Raw genomic sequence first — 17,149 nt, forward strand, 5'->3', positions numbered from 1 at the left:
AGATGAAGAAAATTTTAGCTTTGCTCGTAATAGCGCCTTTGCTGATCTCCTGTTCCGGCAAAAAAAGTGAAGATATCAACGAAGCCTGGATCAAAGATACCAACGGCTTCGACATTCTGATGGGCCAATTCGCCCACAACATCGAGAACATCTGGGGTCTGAACGAAGTTCTGATCGCCGGGCCGAAAGACTACGTCAAATATACCGACCAATACCAAACCCGCAGCCACATCAACTTCGACACCGGCGCCATTACCATCGAGACCATCGCCACCACCGACCCGGCCGCGCACCTGCGCCAGGCGATCATCAGCACGCTGCTGATGGGTGACGATCCGGGGTCCATCGACCTCTATTCCGACGCCAACGATATCCAGATCAGCAAAGAGCCGTTCCTGTACGGCCAGGTGCTGGATAACAAGGGCGCGCCGATCCGCTGGGAATGGCGCGCGGCGCACTTCGCCGATTACCTGCTGCAGACCAAGCTGCAAAAGCGCACCTCCGGCCTGCACGTGATCTACTCGGTCACCATCCAACTGGTGCCGAACCACCTGGACAAACGTGCGCACAAATACCTGCCGATGGTGCGCAAGGCATCGGAAAAATACGGCGTGGACGAATCGCTGATCCTGGCTATCATGCAGACCGAATCGAGCTTCAACCCGTATGCGGTGAGCGGTTCGGACGCGCTGGGCCTGATGCAGGTGGTACAGCACACCGCCGGTAAGGATGTGTTCCAGATGCGCGGCAAATGGGGCACCCCGAGCCGCAGCTACCTGTTCGATCCGGAAAATAACATCGACACCGGCACCGCCTATCTGGCTATCCTGCAGAACAACTACCTGGGCGGCATTCAGAACCCGACCTCGCGCCGCTATGCGGTGATCACCGCCTACAACGGCGGTGCAGGCAGCGTGCTGCGGGTGTTCTCCAGCGACAGAACGCGCGCGGTGGGCATCATCAACGGCATGCAGCCGGGCGACGTGTACCAAACGCTGACCACCAAGCATCCGGCCGCCGAGTCACGCCGGTATCTGGTGAAAGTGAATACCGCGCAGAAGAGTTACCGCAGAAAGTAACGCGTTTCGCGTGGATAAATGATAAGGGCCGGTGCGAACCGGCCCTTTTTCTATGGCTTGATCATATAGCCGAAGATGCGCTTCCAGCCGTGATCTTTTTTCTCGATGTAGACCCCCTGCAGCTCCGGCGAGAAGCCCGGCAGGCGGTTGATGCCCTCTTCCAGCGCCAGGAAATAGCGCTGCACCGCGCCGCCCCACACTTCGCCCGGCACCACGCACAGCACGCCCGGCGGGTACGGCAAGGCCCCTTCCGCCGCGATGCGCCCTTCCGCCTGGCCGATCGGCACCAGCTCGACGTTATCGCGGATAAACTCCACGTTGGCGTCCTGCGGGTTCATCACTACCGGCGGAAAATGATCCTGGCGGAACATCTCCTTTTGCAGCTGTTTGACGTCGAAGCTGACGTATAGATCGTGCATCTCCTGGCACAGCCGGCGAATGCTGTAACCACGGTAGCGTTGCTCGTTCTTGCGGTACACCGTCGGCAGCACCACGCTCAGCGGCGCGTCCTCTGCAACATAGCGCTCGAACTGCGCCAGCATCGCCACCAGGTGCTCCATCTTGGCCGGGTTTTCTGCCGGGGTCAGCAGGAACAGGATCGAGTTGAGATCGCACTTCTCCGGCACGATGCCGTTCTCGCGCAGGAAGTTGGCCAGAATGGTGGCCGGCACGCCAAACTCGGTGTATTGGCCGGTCGCGGCGTCGATGCCCGGCGTGGTCAGCAACAGCTTGCACGGATCCACCAAATACTGATCCTGGGCATAGCCTTCGAAGCCGTGCCACGTTTCCCCCGGCACGAAGGTGAAGAAGCGCGCGTCGTTGGCAATAAGGTCAGTATCGTGATCCTGCCAGTCTTTGCCCGCCACCTGCAGCGGAATAAACGGCTTCAGCTGCGAACAGCGCGTGAGCAGCTGTTTGCGGGTCTCGATGCCCAGTTTGACGCAATCCATCCACATGCGGCGCCCGGCGGGGCCGGCGTGCATCTTGGCGTTGACGTCCAGCGCGGCGAACAGCGGATAGAACGGGCTGGTCGACGCATGCAGCATGAACGCGTTGTTCAGGTGCTTGTGGTTGCAGTGGCGCTTTTGCCCTTTGATATGATCGTCTTTCTTGTGGATCTGCGAGGTCTGCGAGAACCCCGCCTGCTGTTTATGCACCGACTGGGTGACGAAAATGCCTGGATCGTGCTCGTCCAGCTCCAGCAGCAGCGGCGAGCACTCTTTCAGCATCGGAATAAAGCCTTCGTAGCCCACCCAGGCGGAGTCGAACAGGATGTAGTCACACAGATGGCCGATGGTGTCGATCACCTGGCGAGCGTTGTAAATCGTGCCGTCGTAGGTGCCGAGCTGAATGATCGCCAGCCGGAACGGCCGCGCCGCCGCGGCCTTCTCCGGCGCCACTTCGCGGATCTGCTCACGCAGGTAACGTTCGTCGAAGCAGTGCGCATCGATGCCGCCGATAAAGCCGAACGGGTTGCGGGCGGTTTCCAGGTAGACCGGTGTGGCGCCGGCCTGGATCAGCGCCCCGTGGTGGTTGGATTTGTGGTTGTTGCGATCGAACAGCACCAGATCGCCACGGGTCAGCAGCGCATTGGTCACCACCTTATTGGCCGCCGAGGTGCCGTTGAGCACGAAGTAGGTTTTATCGGCGTTGAACACCCGCGCCGCGTGCTTTTGCGCATCCTTGGCCGAGCCTTCGTGGATCAGCAGATCGCCCAGCTTGACATCGGCGTTGCACATATCGGAACGGAACAGGGTTTCACCGTAGAAATCGAAGAACTGCCGGCCGGCCGGGTGTTTGCGGAAGAACTCGCCGCCCTGATGCCCTGGGCAGGCGAAGGTCGAGTTTTCCATCTCGACGTAGGTCTTCAGCGTTTTGAAGAACGGCGGCAGCAGCGCCTGCTCGTAGGCGTCGGCGGCGGCCTCCAGCTGCGCCATGTAGAACGGCTTGCTGGCGCCGGCCAGCAGCGCGAAAACCCCACTGACAAACGGCAGATAGTCCGGCGAGAGATGCTCGTCCCCTTCCACCGCCACGAAGGTCGGAATGTCGAACCCCGTCGCCTGCAAGCGCGCCAGAATGCCGGCGTTCACGTCGGCGACCGACACCACCGCCGCCGCCACGTCGGTGTAGTCCGTCTGCTCTACGCGCACGATCTGGCGCAGCGTCTCAATGGTGGCGACCAGGCTGGCGCTGGTCGCGATTTTCAATTCTTTCATCATGCTGACTCTCAAACGGTGAAGGATGAGGGTGTGCCACCGGCACGGTAATGAGATAACGCGGTTATCCCGGTAAAGCGATACCCCGGCACGGCAGCATAAGCGGCGTGCGTGACCGGCTCATGATCGGGGATCATCAGGCGGCTATCGGGGGAACTGGTCTTGGCAGCGTCCGACAGGCATCAGTAAAATCAGGGCCGCAGCGCTGGCTTTACGCATGCCTAACAGCGAGCATCAGGCGGCTTTACCGCATGGCCGGCAGGCGTATTCGGGCGGATGACGTGCGAAGGAAACAACGGCGGAACGGTGGCGGCGTAAGATGTCTGGTGCGCAGCAGCGCTTGAGCAACAAAACCAGTCATGCCAATAACCCTCTGGCTTATAAGAAGCGGGAACACCGTCAGGGAACGGAGAGTGCTAAAATTTGCGCAATGATTGCATGATTCGTTGCGGGGTTCAAGCAAGAATCGCCTTGATTTAATGCGCATCAACTGAACAGCAATGCATTGTTATTTAAACAAAAATATATAAAAACCCATCTAAATACCGGTATAAATACACGTTTTATATGCATATTTATTGAGTGACGATACCCTCCCATCCCCCACTCCGCCGGGTTCGCTGCCTGAAAATAGAGCAACCGATCGGCTTTGTGACAGAAAGCGATTGACGCCATCCGGCCAATACGGTTTAATGCGCCCCGTTGCCCGGATAGCTCAGTCGGTAGAGCAGGGGATTGAAAATCCCCGTGTCCTTGGTTCGATTCCGAGTCCGGGCACCATATTTAGAGAACCCAGCCTATGGCTGGGTTTTTGCTTTTCAGGGACAGGACTCTCCATCGAACTGCGTTCGATTATTCGGCCTGAGGCCTCACCCTACGGGCCAGCGCTAAAGCGCTGTTCAATCCGGCGCATGCGCCGGTTGTCCGAGTCCGGGCACCATATTTAGAGAACCCAGCCTATGGCTGGGTTTTTGCTTTTCAGGGACAGGACTCTCCATCGGACTGCGTTCGATTATTCGGCCTGAGGCCTCACCCTACGGGCCAGCGCTGAAGCGCCACCGCATCATCCGATAGGTGTGCAACTCCGCATTACAGCTGGACTCTCTCGAAAGCCCCCCAATTCCCGACTATCCGGACGTCAAACGAGCACGCTCACATTCCGTGTTTATTGTGTGTTTTTATTGTCGAGCGGTGATGGGATACAGTTACGAATCAATAGCCATATCACTTTGTTAAATAACAACATATTAGGAAAAAATTAGGAACATTCCGAATAAAAACGACATTGCTGTTAATTCATTCATATAAGGCTATGCTGAATTTTACCCATTGATAAGACATTTTTAACCTATTCCGCTGCCAACGCGAAATAATGGAGGATCCGACGACAATGGCAATTGATATGTATATGAAAGTTGAAGGAATGACAGGCGAGTCCCAAGACAGCAATCATAAGGGATGGACCGACGTACTTTCGTTTAACTGGGGCGCTTCACAGCCAGGAAATATGGCTGTCGGCGGTGGTGGCGGCTCCGGAAAAGTGAATTATCAAGACCTCCGTATTCAAGCGCTTATCGACAAATCTACGCCCGCCATTCTCAAATATTGTTCCAGTGGAAAACATGTCGCGAAAATAGAGCTTTCCGTATGCAAAGCGGGCGGCAACCAGGTGGAGTATTCCAAAATCGTTCTCGAAGACGTGCTGGTGACACAAACCGATTTTAATGGTGTAGGTCAAAATGATGCGATCGTGGTTGATTACGCCTTCCAGGCGTCAAAAGTCACCATGAGTTACTGGGAACAAGGCAGCAGCGGCACTAAAGGCGCGGAAAGCAAATCTGGTTGGGATATCAAGCAGAATAAAGAGAGCTGAGCGCATTCGGGCACCTAACAATACGTTAATGATCGGGTGATAAAATCATGGCAATGGATATGTTCTTAAAAGTTGAAGGCATTAATGGTGAATCGAAAAATGCGAATCACAAGCAATGGATCGATGTCTTCTCCTTTAACTGGGGCGCGCGGCAGCCTGGCAATATGGCCGTTGGCGGCGGCGGCGGTGCAGGTAAAGTGAACTTTCGCGATCTGACCGTACAGGCTCTGATAGATAAAGCGACACCTGCCTTATTGAAATACTGCTCGGCGGGTAAACATCTCGCCAAGGTACAGTTGTCTCTTTGCAAAGTCGGTGGGCAGGAAGTGGAGTATACCCGCATTACCTTGGAAGATGTATTGGTGACTCATACCGACTTCATCGGTGTCGAGCACGGTTCCACGCTAGGCATTGAATACTCTTTTCAGGCCGGTAAAGTGTCGATGGAATACTGGGAGCAAGCGAAGCAAGGCAGTAAAGGGGCTTCGGTGCAGATGGGCTGGGACATTAAGCAAAATAAAGAAAGCTAATCACATTACGGTGCATATCGTAATGACGGGGGCATTATGGCATTTCCTAAGTCACATGAAATTTTAGCTCTGACATCGCAACACGAATCGAATAATCGGGTGTCAGCCAACTTTTTGACCTGTGAGATTTTGAATGAGGCGCTGATCCTCGTCAGGTCTCTGTCACCAGAAGAAGTCTTTCGATTGACAAAAACAGAGACCGGCCAGATCGCGTTTACGCTGGGTGAACTCAAAGATGAAAACAACCGCCGGTTGACAGCCAATAATATTGAGTCAGGACAACGACCAGGCGGCAGAATTAATCACCTGGATAACCGAATTAATGTCTCTTTTCCCGGAACCTCATGGCAAATGGGAGCCCGTGTTCAGCATTTTGAGAATATCGCGTCGAGCACCGTAGGCGGGGCCGGACTGGTTTTGATCGCGGGATTATGGACGGGAGCAGGTTCTGGCGTTGGCAGCATTTTAGGCAGAAATGCCGCCCAGCTCGCTGTAGTGACAGGCACTTATTTAGGTAAACGCTTCGTGACCAATAAAACCATGGTCGTGAATCAGATGGCGGCGCATATCAAAAACCTTGCCGATATGTTTAACTCTACCCACAATGCCTTTAATGATTTCAAGTTTGAAAGCGCAGCCAAACGCGCACAATACAGCCCCGATCCTCAGGCAGAGCACCCTATTACTTTTGAACAAAAAGTCACGGATAACAATGCAGTTCCTGCCAACTATACCGATGCCATTCAGGCCATCGTGCGCCGTTTTATAACGGGAACCTACCAACGTGTCGATATCGTCGGCCAGGGCGATATGTTTATAAAAGTCTTTTTCAGCGATGGAGAACTGGACATTTCGCAAGCCCAGTATGATTACCTCAGCAATTTGAAGCTCCCGTGACTGATCAATCTGGCAGGTCTTCACGCTTGTGGCGCAACGGTTGTTCATTCTGCCCAAGGTGCAAAAATACCCCGGGCTGACCAAGCGATTTTTATTGTCGGTGAGAATGGCCAATGACGATGACAAGCCAGATTGCCGGATCGGATTCAATCGTTCGCCACCGCGGCCAGGTTTTTCACACTCGGCTCGAGCAAGCGCCCTCTCCGGCCAGCTTTTGTCCGGCATTAATTAAACGAACCCTAAACCTGATAGGTAACGCGAGCCATCCGCACCCACAGGGTGATGTAACTCGGGGTAAAATCTTACCGTTCGGGGCGGCAATAAGAGGAGATAAAGGCACAGAACTATGCGGAGCACCTTAGTGAACGAATGTGATACGTCGCAACGAATAACACATTGAATTAAATGATAAAAAACAATTCATAACGCGCAGATTTCATAATTTCACTTCCGATTTCATCTTTGCAAAAAGCGCCCTGCTTCTAATATCACGTTATTTCACCTTCCCAGAGCCTATTTTAGGGCTATTCTATGCGACGAATACCTGATCCTGGCAATGCAATGGCATATACACCAGAAAAGCAGATAAGAACTCACACGGTGGGCATCTTCCATGACGCCCGTTTTCATGGCGCGAGAAATCAGGCATGTCAGATTTTTACTTAGGACTACTCATTAAAAACACACGAAAAATTTTATAGGTATTTTTCATGGAAAGAAATACGCCCGTAGCCTTTACCTGATGTGCTATCGAATTCTAAACGGGCATTTAAAAATGCGGTATTTTAGGCCCGCACACCTTTAAATTACATTTAATTAACGAAGCCTACTTATAAGAAAAAGGCAGCCTGGTTGCTATAAGCCACCCTATCTGCAGCCGTATTTCTGGGTATTATTCTCATTATACTGGAGCTTATTAATGAATCAGCGTTTGGATATCATCGGTATTGGCCTTGGCCCGTCGAATCTTAGCCTGGCGGCCTTAGGAAGTGAAATAGAGGGGTTTACAGGGCAATTTCTTGAACGCAAACCCCATTTCTCCTGGCACCCAGGGATGATCCTGGCAGATTGCAGCATGCAGACCAACTTTTTAAAAGATCTGGTGAGCGCGGTTGCCCCAACCAATCGCTACAGCTTTCTCAACTATCTGGTAAAAAACAGAAAGTTCTACCGCTTCCTGACAACGGAACAGCGCACCGCATCGCGTGAAGAGTTCGCCGATTACCTCACCTGGGCCGCCGGCGGAATGGGATCGTTGACCTTCAATCAAGACGTTCAGCGGGTCGAATTTGACGATCGGCAGCGCCAGTTCGTGGTGACCACCTCGAATAAGGTCTTCCACGCCAAACACGTCAGCATAGGTATAGGCAAGAAAATAAAGTTGCCGGATTGTGTGACGGCACAAAGCGATCGCTGTTTCCACGCCAGCGAAATGATGCTGCGCAATCCCGATTTGACCGGCAAACGCGTGGCGATCGTCGGCGGCGGCCAGAGCGGCGCAGACCTGTTCCTGAATATTTTTAAAGGGGAATGGGGGCAGCCGGAGCAGCTCGACTGGATATCGCGCCGCAACAATTACAACGCGCTCGATGAAGCGGCCTTTGCCAACGAATACTTCACGCCCGATTACGTCGAGAGCTTTTACTCGCTGGATAGCGCGGCCAAGCGGCATATGCTGGCCGAACAGAAGATGACCTCAGACGGCATCACCAGTGAGTCGCTGTTGGCGATTTATCGCGCCATGTACCACCGCTTCGATGTCCTGCGCGAGAAATTATGGGTGCGCCTGCTGCCCAGCCGTTCGCTGACGGCCGTGAAACACACGCTGGATAACGCCTACCAACTCGAAACGCGTCATCATCTCGATCACGGCGAAGAAGCCTTCAAGGCGGACGTGGTGATCTTCGCCACCGGTTACCAATCGGCGACGCCAGAGTTCCTTGAGCCTTTGGCCCACCGTTTGCTGACCACTGCGGATGGCGAATACCGCATCGCCCCAGACTTTACCTTTGAGTGGGAAGGCCCGGCAGAGAACTGCTTATTCGCCATGAACGCCAGCATGCACAACCACGGCATTGCCGATCCGCAGTTGAGCCTGATGGCATGGCGATCGGCCCGCATTCTTAATCGGGCGTTAGACCACAAGCCATTTGATCTGGGAACCACGCCGACGGCCATTCAATGGCGCAGTGAAAACGTGCCATACGCGTTTTAAATACAAGAACGTCTTAATCATTGTCACTACGCTTTGATGGAATTACGTATATGAAAAGACAAGTCATTAAATTTATTGTAAAGCAGCTGGCCGTATTGGCTCCCGAATTCAAGGCCAGATTGCTCTACAAAAAAGCATTTGGCAAACCGTTAAACTTGCAGGCGCCATCCACCTGGAATGAAAAGATCAATCACCTGAAGTTGAATGGTTATAGTCAAAATGCGTTGGTGAAGCAGTGTGCAGATAAATATGCGGTAAGACAGTACATCAAAGAAAAAGGGTGCGAAGAGATCCTTAATGAATTGTACTTTGCCTGTGACTCAGTAAACGATATTCCGTGGGACGCATTACCGGACAAGTTTGTGATCAAAGGAAATCACGGTTCCGGGTATAACCTGATTTGCCAGAATAAAAAATTGCTGAATATCACGAGCGCCAAAAAATTGATCGATGGCTGGATGAAAGACGATTATTGGAAAACCTATGTAGAACTCAACTACAAAGGGATACAAAAAAAGATCATTGGGGAGAAATATATCGAATCGGCCAATGGTCACGGGCCTGAAGACTATAAAATCTATTGTTTCCGCGGTGTGCCTTACTGCACGTTGCTGTGTGTCGGCAGAGATACCGGGTCGCCGAAATATTACTTCTTCGACAAAGATTTCAAGTTTCTGTGCTACAGCGATGACTGCCTGGCTTTGAGCCAGGAAGAAATAGACGCCTTCGTGAAGCCAGAAGGCTACGATGAGCTGTTTGAGTACGCCTCACGCTTGTCCGCGCCCTTCGAGTTTGTTCGCGTTGATTTCTACATCTCCAAAGGCCAGATCATTTTCGGCGAGCTGACCTTTACCCCTTCCGCCGGGCTGGATACGGATATCCTGGCGCCGACCGATGTTTTGCTTGGCGAGATGTTGACGTTGCAACAGCACTGATTTTCACCTGGCCCCACGATGAAGATCGGCCGCGCCTGAGGAGAAATACCGGCCGGTACGTTTGCCGCCCGCCAGTCGGTATTGCCTTGAAGGTTATCGGGCCGAGGCTCTCGCCTGTTCTGCTGCCGTGACGGCAACATCCCTAGCCTCCCGCCCTTGGCTGCCCGCAACCGACCCAGGGGCAATACCTCAACCAGGTTGCATAACCATTTGAAAAACAATGATATTGAGAGATTAATAAGAATCACTTACATATTTATAATAAAATGTTCTATATGTATAGGAAGCTATAATATAAGATACAGGAAAGTTTCCCTGGTGTTGTTGTGTGTCTTTGCCCTATTTTATAGGGCTTTTTTTGCCAAATATCGTTGATAACCGTGATTTTTTACCTGCCTTCGCTATTCCCCGCCCTATAGAAATCATAACCATTTCTAATTAATTGTAATCTCTCTTATTCCTGACTTATCAATAATAACAAGGGGTTGCTATTAACCCGGCAAAGTAACTGGTAGCCCTCTTCCGGGTTTTGGCCGCCTTTCGCGGCCGGAATGTCCGCCCTAAAGGTAGGTTTTTACCGGCCCCGCACGGATGCTACTATCAGCCTTTTTCGAGGATGTTGATCCGCATGTTCTTGTCCAACCGGCATTTTATCTCCGCGCTTCTGGCACTCGCCATCGGCCTTTGGCTGCCGGGCTCCGCGCTGGCCAGGCCCGATTTGGAACGCAAGATCGGCACTACCGTAGCCGATAGCGATTCTGCGGATTACCGTTTCAGCGATCTGCGCTTCACCTCCGCCGATGGCCAACGGCATTACCGCGTTCGCATCGCCCAGCCGCGTCGGGCGCCTGCGCCTGGCGGCTATCCAACGGTTTATTTCCTCGACGGCAATGCGGTACTGATGGAGTTAAACGCCGCCTTACTGGCCAAATTGGCCGCGGCGAAGCGGCCGCCGGTGCTGATAATGATCGGCTATGACAACGATCTGCGCATCGATGCCGCCGGCCGCGCCTACGACTATACGCTCCCTCTGCCGGCAGGCATGAAGAAACCGCCGCGGGCCAGCGGAGGCGCGGATGCGTTCCTGCAATTGATTGAAACTCGGATCAAACCGGCGATTGCCGCCAAACTGGCGGTCGATCCGCAGCGGCAAACGCTGTGGGGCCACTCCTATGGCGGGCTCTTCGTTCTGCACACGTTGTTCACCCATCCCACCACCTTCCAGCGCTACATCGCCGTAGAACCCTCGCTGTGGTGGGGCAACGGCATGATCTTGCAAGAAGCGCAGCAGATGACGGAACGACGTGCGGTGCCGGAGACGGAGACAAGGTTACAACTGTGGGTTGGCCTGGCGGAACGCGATCGCGCGACCCCGCCCGGCGTGAAGAGCCCCATTCTGCCGGCAGACGCGGTGCATTTGCTGGCCGAACAGCTGACGCAGCTCGGCGGTCTCACCGTCGGCTATCGGGAATGGCCCGCCTTGGGGCACGGCGCTATGCTGGGTGCGGCCATCGAGCCGGCGCTAAGCAGCGTCATCGCAGAGGACTGAGTCCGCGGATCAGAAGGTGTCGGCCACATTTTCATCTGCGGCGCATATCTTCTGCCAAGAAGAGTGTTTACTATCTGAGACAGGGAATGACGGCCGTGGGTGGGCGTGTCAAAAAACAAAGTGGCTCCCCCGTCGGCAAGTGAGCTTGCTCTATCCGGTGGAGCCATACAGTACTGCAGTTTTCCCGGTGGGGCCCTGGTGAGGCGCAAGTTAGGAAAAGATGGTGTAAGCAGGGCATTTCAGCGTTTTAATACCGCCTGTTTCACTATTTTCTTCTCCCTGTGACGCCTACTATAAGCGCCCGCTCACCGGGTGGAAAAGGGTGAAAACCACCCTTGAAATACATTAATGAAAGTGATATTAGAAGCGGTTGGGGCAAAAGCGCCTAGTTCAGTTTTGAATAATTAAATCAGGGAATTATATTAAAAATGAATATTAATATCACCGACAAACCCAACCCGCAGGATGAAGAGTTCGTTATCGACAGCCTTTGGGCGCACAATCACAAAACCCAGCCCGTAGACATTCACCCGCTGTTCCTGACCGTCACCGACGACAATCAGCAGATCGTCGGCGGCCTGGTCGCACGCACCTGGTGGGGCGGTCTGGAAGTGCAGTATCTGTGGGTTGGCGATCAATGCCGCAAATGCGGATACGGCCGCCAATTGATGGAGTTGGCCGAAGAAGAAGCCCGCAAGCGCGGTTGCCATATGGCCTATGTCGACACCTTCGATTTCCAGGCCAGAGGCTTCTACGAAAAACTGGGCTACCGGGTCTACGGCGAGCTGGGCGACTATGCACATCGCCACACCCGCCATTACCTGGCTAAAAGCCTGTAACGCGGCCTGAGCGGCACAGAGGTGGGTATGGGGTCATCGCATAAAAATAATGAATCTTATTTTAAGGGCCTCATCACCATGATGGAGCACCTGAGCGAACCCTGGGGCATCAAAGACCAACTGTCCCGCCACCTCTATATGAACCGCGCCGCTTATCTCTATACCAATACGCCGCTGAATTTCGACGTCGCCGGCAAATATGACCACGAGTTCCCCGCCGACTGGGCCGACTCCGCCGCCGACTTTATCGAACATGACAAGATGACCGAAGCGGCGCGCGATCGGGTCACTGTCATAGAAACGCACTACTGGTACGGCAAAGACAGCCTGACGCCGTTTATCAGCGAAAAGCTGCCGGTGTACAACGATGACAAACAGGTGATTGGCGTGATCTGGAACGCCAAGCCGATGAACAGCCTGTCGCCGCTGAAATACATCAATCAGCAAAAACCCAGCGTGTTGACCACCGAAGTCAATAACGAGCTGTTCACCCGAGCCGAACTCGATGTCATTTTTCTTATGCTGCAACGATTTACAGTGAAAGAGATCGCCAAAATCTATAACGTCAGCAATAAGACCATCGAAAACCGCATTTATAACATTTACCAGAAGGCCAACGTGCATACTCAGCAGCAATTTGAAGAGTACTGCAAATACGCCAACCTGGATAACTACATTCCCGATCGCCTGATAACCAAAGGCATTCAGTTTATTTGAACCGCAAGGAAGATCTCACCGTGATAAAGATCGAAGATTATCCGCTCACCCGGGTGCCGCAGGATAAACGAGTTTCGTTTTTAAGCGTGGCCATCGTGCATATGGGCATGCTGACCGCGCTGGACCAGTTCATGCTCGGCGCCGTGCTCGGCAACTCCATGACGCTGATTGACGCCTTCACCGCCATTTTCGTCGGCAGCCTGATCTTCGGCGTGGTGACCTACGGCCTGGGGCTGGCGGGCATGCGCGAAGGCATTTCCGGCAGCCTGCTGGCGCGCTGGTGCGGCTTCGGCCGTCTGGGTTCGGTGCTGATCGGCGTAGTGGTGGCCGTCAGCCTGCTGGGTTGGTTCGGCATTCAGAACGCCATTTTCGCCAAGTCGCTCGACTTCGCGCTCGGCAACAAGCTGGGCTTCGGCCTGGCCGCCGGGCTCTCGGGCACGCTGTTGACCATCCTGGTGGCATTCGGCTTCAAGGCACTGCGCATCGCCGCCCGTATCGCGGTACCGATGTTTATCATGCTGGTGGCCTTTATTTCGGTGACCGCGCTTTCCGGCCATAACCTGCAGGAGATCATCCAGCTGGCGCCGCCGGGTGAACCGCTGACCATCAGCGCCGGCATCACCATCGTCGTTGGCGGCGCCATCGTGGCCAGCCTGATGACCCCCGATCTGACCCGTTACTCCAAAAACGGCAAGCATGTGCTCGGCGTCACGCTCTTCACCATCATCGCCGGCGAGTTCGTGGTGAACGGCCTGGCGATCCTGGTAGCCAAAACCCTGGGCACTGCGGATGTGGTCACCATCATGTCGCAAGCGGCCGGCGGCGCCGGTTTGCTGGTGGTGGTGTTCTCCACCCTGCGCGTCAACGATCTCAACCTTTACTCTTCTTCGCTGGGCATCGTCAACGCGGTAGAAGGCATCACCGGCAAAAAGCTGAAGTACACCTACACCACGTTGGTGATCGGTATTCTGGGCACCACGCTGTCGGTACTGGGCATTCTTGACCGCTTTGTCGACTTCCTGACGGTGCTTGGCGTGGTCTTCCCGCCGATTATCGGCATCATGCTGGTGGACTATTATCTGCTGCGCAGCCACCGCAAGATCCTGGACGAGAGCCGCCGTACCGGCCAGTTGCCGAGCGAAACGCCAACCATCGGCTGGGCGGCGATCGTCGCCAGCATCGCCGGCGGCGTCGTTGGCCTGGCGACCGAATGGGGCGTGCCGACCATCAATTCCCTGGTAGCCGCCAGCCTGCTGTATTGGGTGCTTAAACTGGCCTTCCGCCGGGCGCAACAACCGCTGGCCTCGCAGAAGTCGCTCTGATTTTCGCGCACGCGTTAATGCACTCCTCCGGTGACGGGGGAGTGTTTGACGCTAGAGAAGGGGAGATTCAGTGCAAAAGGAGGGGCCGATCGCGCAGACAAACGGCCGTGGTAGTTAGGGTCCCTGGTGTCGGTAGCAAGCTATCCATTATGCTCAGAGCGTGGCAACGCCCCCCTCTGGGCTTTTTATTATAAAAATTGTTGGCTTCCGTGTTTTTATCATAAAGAAAAACTTCAGCTTGCATGAACAGTAGCCCATGAAATCGGCTTTGGTCAACATAAAAGTAAACATAAAACCGGCTTTTGTGTTCACTTTTCCATAAGCAAAACCTAATCAATTGATTTACACGGCTTTATCTTTCGTGCAGAGAAGGCAAGCCTACCCGCTGATATCACTGCGCTAAACGGCTGACGAGAAACAATAATTACCGCCAATAATCAGCCTGTTACCTACTCCTCAGCGCCTTTTTATCTGGACAACGCCAATGCGTAGGATATAGTGAAGCCTGCGTAATGTTTGTAAGGACAGCCAATGAAAACCACCAACGCACAGCGCAAAATCAACATCATTAAAAATATTGAATATCTGATGCGTACACGCGGTGAAACCAAGGCTTCCTTTTCCAATCGCAGCGGCCTGACGCGCACGACTCTCTACAAAATTCTTGACGGAAGAGTGAACAACGTTCAGCAATCCACCGTGAATCGGATCTCCGATTTCTTCGGTGTCTCCTGTGAAGAGATCGAAGATTACGATCTGGAAAAGCTGGAGCTGCTCAACGAAACGCTGTCCACCGAAGGCAACAAGAACCCTTCCGCCATTCCGGTGATCCCGCAGTCGCGCTATCTGGCCGTCTCGCAGCGCAAGATCGGGCAACTGGTCACCGAGTTTCCTCTGACTTATTTCTTCGGCGATGAGTCGAACATGTTGGCAATGAAAATAGAGACCGAAATTAAAGGGTCATTTATTCCCGGCGAAGTCATCATCATCAAACGACCGCCGGTACTGATTTGCGATTCGCCTTTGCTGTATCACTCGGGAAAAAGTGGCTTCTTTGTGGTTGACGACAAAGACAGCGAAAGCATGGACAAACGCCCTCAGGACACCGTGCAATTCCTGGGTTACATCGTTGGAGAAAGGTTATAAATGGAATCGAATCAGAAGTTCAAGCTGTTGGGCTTCACCCGGCATGGCACCATCGCGGCCAATGTCATGGTCTTGGCCACCGGCAAAACCATTACCATGGGGCTAAATGAGCTGGCCGATAGCGAAATATCAGAAGATCTGAGCCGGCACGAGCTGCAGGCGCTGTACCGCAAACTCTATGGCGACAACCAACAAAAAACCGCCTACGAGCTCAGCGATCGCCACGAACGCTCCTGGTACGCCTACCTGATTATTACCGTGGCGCTCAGCGTGATTTATATTTTCTCAACGCTGTGCGGCGTCAAACCGATCCAAATCCCGGTGCTGAATCTCATCACGCCGCCGGCGATCTTCATTTACCCGCTCACGTTCATTCTGGTGGATATCCTCAACGAATTCTATGGCTTACGGCTGGCAAGGCGCACCATCATCATCTCGTTTATCGCCAACCTGACCTTCGTCCTGGGAGTTTGGGTAACGACGCTGGTGCCAAGCATTCCGCAGTGGGAGTACAGCGAGACCTACAACGGCATCGTGCACAGCATCATGGCGGTGCTGGTGGCCTCGTCGGCGGCCTATCTGATCTCCGAGAACGTCAACTCCTACCTGCTCTGCAAAATCAAAGAGTTGACCAACTCCCGCTACCTGTTTGTGCGCGTGATCACCAGCACCGTAGTGGCGTCGGCCATCGACAGCGTGGTGTTCTGTACGCTGGCGTTCTACAACGTGCTGAGCTGGGACATCATCAAAACCATGATCCTGTCGCAGTTCCTGATCAAGGTGGTTTACGCCCTGCTGGGCGTCGGGCCGATCTACGCCACCCGCAGTCTGTTTAACCGCTACATCAATACCGAACAAGCAAAAGGCAATGAATATGCATATCCAAAAGCAAGATAAAATCACCCATCTTGGCGCCAATTCCGATTATCCGGATCAATATGCTCCCGCATTGCTCGAAGCCTTGCCGCGTGCGCGCGGCCGCGATCTGATCGGCGTGGACGAGCGGCAGCTGCCGTTCAGCGGCTTTGATCTGTGGACCGCCTTCGAGCTGTCCTGGCTCAACGCCAAGGGCAAGCCGGTGGTGGGCATCGGCGAATTTACCTTCCCGCACTCGTCGTCGAACCTGATCGAATCCAAGTCGTTCAAGCTGTATCTCAACAGCTTCAACCAAACGCGCTTCGACAGCGTGGAACAGGTGAGCGCCGCCATGCAGCAAGATCTGTCGCAGGCGGCCAACGGCCAGGTCACCGTCAAGCTCTATCCGGGGCTGGAAGGTTACTTGGCGCAGATCGATAGCCTGCCGGGCATCAATATCGACGATCTGGATATCGCGATCGACGACTTCGCCTTCAAACCGGAATACCTGAGCGGCGCGGCCGAGAGAGGGGAACCGGTGTCGGAGACGCTGTCTTCCAATCTGCTGAAATCCAACTGCCTGGTCACCAACCAGCCGGACTGGGGCAGCGTGGTGATCCGCTATGAAGGCCGCAAAATCGATCGTGAAAGCCTGCTGCGCTACCTGATCTCCTTCCGCCAGCACAACGAATTCCACGAGCAGTGCGTCGAGCGCATTTTCAACGACATCAAGCAGAGCTGCCGCCCGGAAAAACTCAGCGTGTTCGCGCGCTACACCCGCCGCGGCGGCCTGGACATCAACCCCTTCCGCAGCGATTTCGAAACGGCGCCGGCGCTCGGCCGCCTGATCAGACAGTAAGCGTTATCCCCCAATGCTCCCGCCGGGGAGCATTGTTTCCCTCGCTTTCATCTCCCTGTTATTTTTCGCCATTATCGTCGTCAGCGGCTATCTTCAAAGCACACTGACGGAGATTAA

At 53.9% G+C, this 17,149-nt stretch carries 14 protein-coding genes and 1 tRNA gene; 14 read left to right on the top strand and 1 reads right to left on the bottom strand.

Annotation, left to right across the window (positions count from 1 at the left end):
• Positions 1-2: 2 nt before the first annotated feature.
• The gene (gene mltC, locus ACYF6X_RS20610) at positions 3-1,079 is read left to right on the top strand and encodes a membrane-bound lytic murein transglycosylase MltC (protein ID WP_063988701.1); all 1,077 of its coding nucleotides are present in this window, start codon (positions 3-5) and stop codon (positions 1,077-1,079) included.
• 50 nt (positions 1,080-1,129) lie between these two features.
• Here mltC and speF read toward each other — a convergent pair whose 3' ends face one another.
• Positions 1,130-3,295, bottom strand: coding sequence for an ornithine decarboxylase SpeF (gene speF, locus ACYF6X_RS20615; RefSeq protein ID WP_063988762.1), 2,166 nt, complete (start codon positions 3,293-3,295; stop codon positions 1,130-1,132).
• A gap of 704 nt (positions 3,296-3,999) precedes the next feature.
• Here speF and ACYF6X_RS20620 point away from each other — a divergent pair.
• The 13 genes from ACYF6X_RS20620 (at position 4,000) to queF (ending at position 17,032) form a co-directional block, all read left to right on the top strand.
• A tRNA-Phe gene (locus ACYF6X_RS20620) sits at positions 4,000-4,075 on the top strand.
• A 610-nt stretch (positions 4,076-4,685) separates the two neighbouring features.
• The gene (locus tag ACYF6X_RS20625) at positions 4,686-5,168 is read left to right on the top strand and encodes an Hcp family type VI secretion system effector (protein WP_025304260.1); all 483 of its coding nucleotides are present in this window, start codon (positions 4,686-4,688) and stop codon (positions 5,166-5,168) included.
• 47 nt (positions 5,169-5,215) lie between these two features.
• On the top strand, positions 5,216-5,698 hold the full coding sequence (locus tag ACYF6X_RS20630) for an Hcp family type VI secretion system effector (protein WP_130017299.1): 483 nt from the start codon (positions 5,216-5,218) through the stop codon (positions 5,696-5,698).
• Positions 5,699-5,734: 36 nt separating this feature from the next.
• Positions 5,735-6,595, top strand: a complete 861-nt coding sequence (locus ACYF6X_RS20635) for a hypothetical protein (RefSeq protein WP_242512512.1) — start codon at positions 5,735-5,737, stop codon at positions 6,593-6,595.
• Positions 6,596-7,514: 919 nt separating this feature from the next.
• On the top strand, positions 7,515-8,810 hold the full coding sequence (locus ACYF6X_RS20640) for a lysine N(6)-hydroxylase/L-ornithine N(5)-oxygenase family protein (protein WP_130017298.1): 1,296 nt from the start codon (positions 7,515-7,517) through the stop codon (positions 8,808-8,810).
• A 50-nt stretch (positions 8,811-8,860) separates the two neighbouring features.
• Positions 8,861-9,745 (top strand): ATP-grasp fold amidoligase family protein, encoded by an 885-nt coding sequence (locus tag ACYF6X_RS20645; protein ID WP_063988697.1) that lies wholly within the window; start codon positions 8,861-8,863, stop codon positions 9,743-9,745.
• A gap of 628 nt (positions 9,746-10,373) precedes the next feature.
• Positions 10,374-11,294, top strand: coding sequence for an alpha/beta hydrolase (locus ACYF6X_RS20650; RefSeq protein WP_063988761.1), 921 nt, complete (start codon positions 10,374-10,376; stop codon positions 11,292-11,294).
• A gap of 428 nt (positions 11,295-11,722) precedes the next feature.
• Positions 11,723-12,133, top strand: a complete 411-nt coding sequence (locus ACYF6X_RS20655) for a GNAT family N-acetyltransferase (protein WP_063988696.1) — start codon at positions 11,723-11,725, stop codon at positions 12,131-12,133.
• A gap of 27 nt (positions 12,134-12,160) precedes the next feature.
• Positions 12,161-12,850, top strand: a complete 690-nt coding sequence (locus ACYF6X_RS20660) for a helix-turn-helix transcriptional regulator (RefSeq protein ID WP_033636032.1) — start codon at positions 12,161-12,163, stop codon at positions 12,848-12,850.
• Positions 12,851-12,870: 20 nt separating this feature from the next.
• Positions 12,871-14,172 carry a cytosine permease gene (locus tag ACYF6X_RS20665; RefSeq protein ID WP_130017297.1) on the top strand — a complete coding sequence of 434 codons (1,302 nt, stop codon included), beginning with the start codon at positions 12,871-12,873 and terminating at the stop codon, positions 14,170-14,172.
• A gap of 531 nt (positions 14,173-14,703) precedes the next feature.
• Positions 14,704-15,318, top strand: a complete 615-nt coding sequence (locus ACYF6X_RS20670) for a helix-turn-helix domain-containing protein (RefSeq protein ID WP_004937341.1) — start codon at positions 14,704-14,706, stop codon at positions 15,316-15,318.
• Positions 15,319-16,215, top strand: coding sequence for a queuosine precursor transporter (locus ACYF6X_RS20675; protein ID WP_130017296.1), 897 nt, complete (start codon positions 15,319-15,321; stop codon positions 16,213-16,215).
• Positions 16,193-17,032, top strand: coding sequence for an NADPH-dependent 7-cyano-7-deazaguanine reductase QueF (gene queF, locus ACYF6X_RS20680; RefSeq protein ID WP_063988694.1), 840 nt, complete (start codon positions 16,193-16,195; stop codon positions 17,030-17,032). The genes ACYF6X_RS20675 and queF overlap by 23 nt, the downstream gene beginning before the upstream one ends.
• Positions 17,033-17,149: the final 117 nt, after the last annotated feature.

It is taken from the genome of Serratia sp. ID 25-353, assembly GCF_054792795.1.

Bases quoted from the DNA above. Each gene is read 5' to 3' on its own strand.
- ACYF6X_RS20640 (WP_130017298.1), top strand. From the start codon at position 7,515: ATGAATCAGCGTTTGGATATCATCGGTATTGGCCTTGGCCCGTCGAAT.
- ACYF6X_RS20660 (WP_033636032.1), top strand. From the start codon at position 12,161: ATGGGGTCATCGCATAAAAATAATGAATCTTATTTTAAGGGCCTCATC.
- ACYF6X_RS20675 (WP_130017296.1), top strand. From the start codon at position 15,319: ATGGAATCGAATCAGAAGTTCAAGCTGTTGGGCTTCACCCGGCATGGC.
- ACYF6X_RS20650 (WP_063988761.1), top strand. From the start codon at position 10,374: ATGTTCTTGTCCAACCGGCATTTTATCTCCGCGCTTCTGGCACTCGCC.
- ACYF6X_RS20635 (WP_242512512.1), top strand. From the start codon at position 5,735: ATGGCATTTCCTAAGTCACATGAAATTTTAGCTCTGACATCGCAACAC.
- speF (WP_063988762.1), bottom strand. From the start codon at position 3,295: ATGAAAGAATTGAAAATCGCGACCAGCGCCAGCCTGGTCGCCACCATT.
- mltC (WP_063988701.1), top strand. From the start codon at position 3: ATGAAGAAAATTTTAGCTTTGCTCGTAATAGCGCCTTTGCTGATCTCC.
- ACYF6X_RS20655 (WP_063988696.1), top strand. From the start codon at position 11,723: ATGAATATTAATATCACCGACAAACCCAACCCGCAGGATGAAGAGTTC.
- ACYF6X_RS20670 (WP_004937341.1), top strand. From the start codon at position 14,704: ATGAAAACCACCAACGCACAGCGCAAAATCAACATCATTAAAAATATT.
- queF (WP_063988694.1), top strand. From the start codon at position 16,193: ATGCATATCCAAAAGCAAGATAAAATCACCCATCTTGGCGCCAATTCC.
- ACYF6X_RS20645 (WP_063988697.1), top strand. From the start codon at position 8,861: ATGAAAAGACAAGTCATTAAATTTATTGTAAAGCAGCTGGCCGTATTG.
- ACYF6X_RS20630 (WP_130017299.1), top strand. From the start codon at position 5,216: ATGGCAATGGATATGTTCTTAAAAGTTGAAGGCATTAATGGTGAATCG.
- ACYF6X_RS20625 (WP_025304260.1), top strand. From the start codon at position 4,686: ATGGCAATTGATATGTATATGAAAGTTGAAGGAATGACAGGCGAGTCC.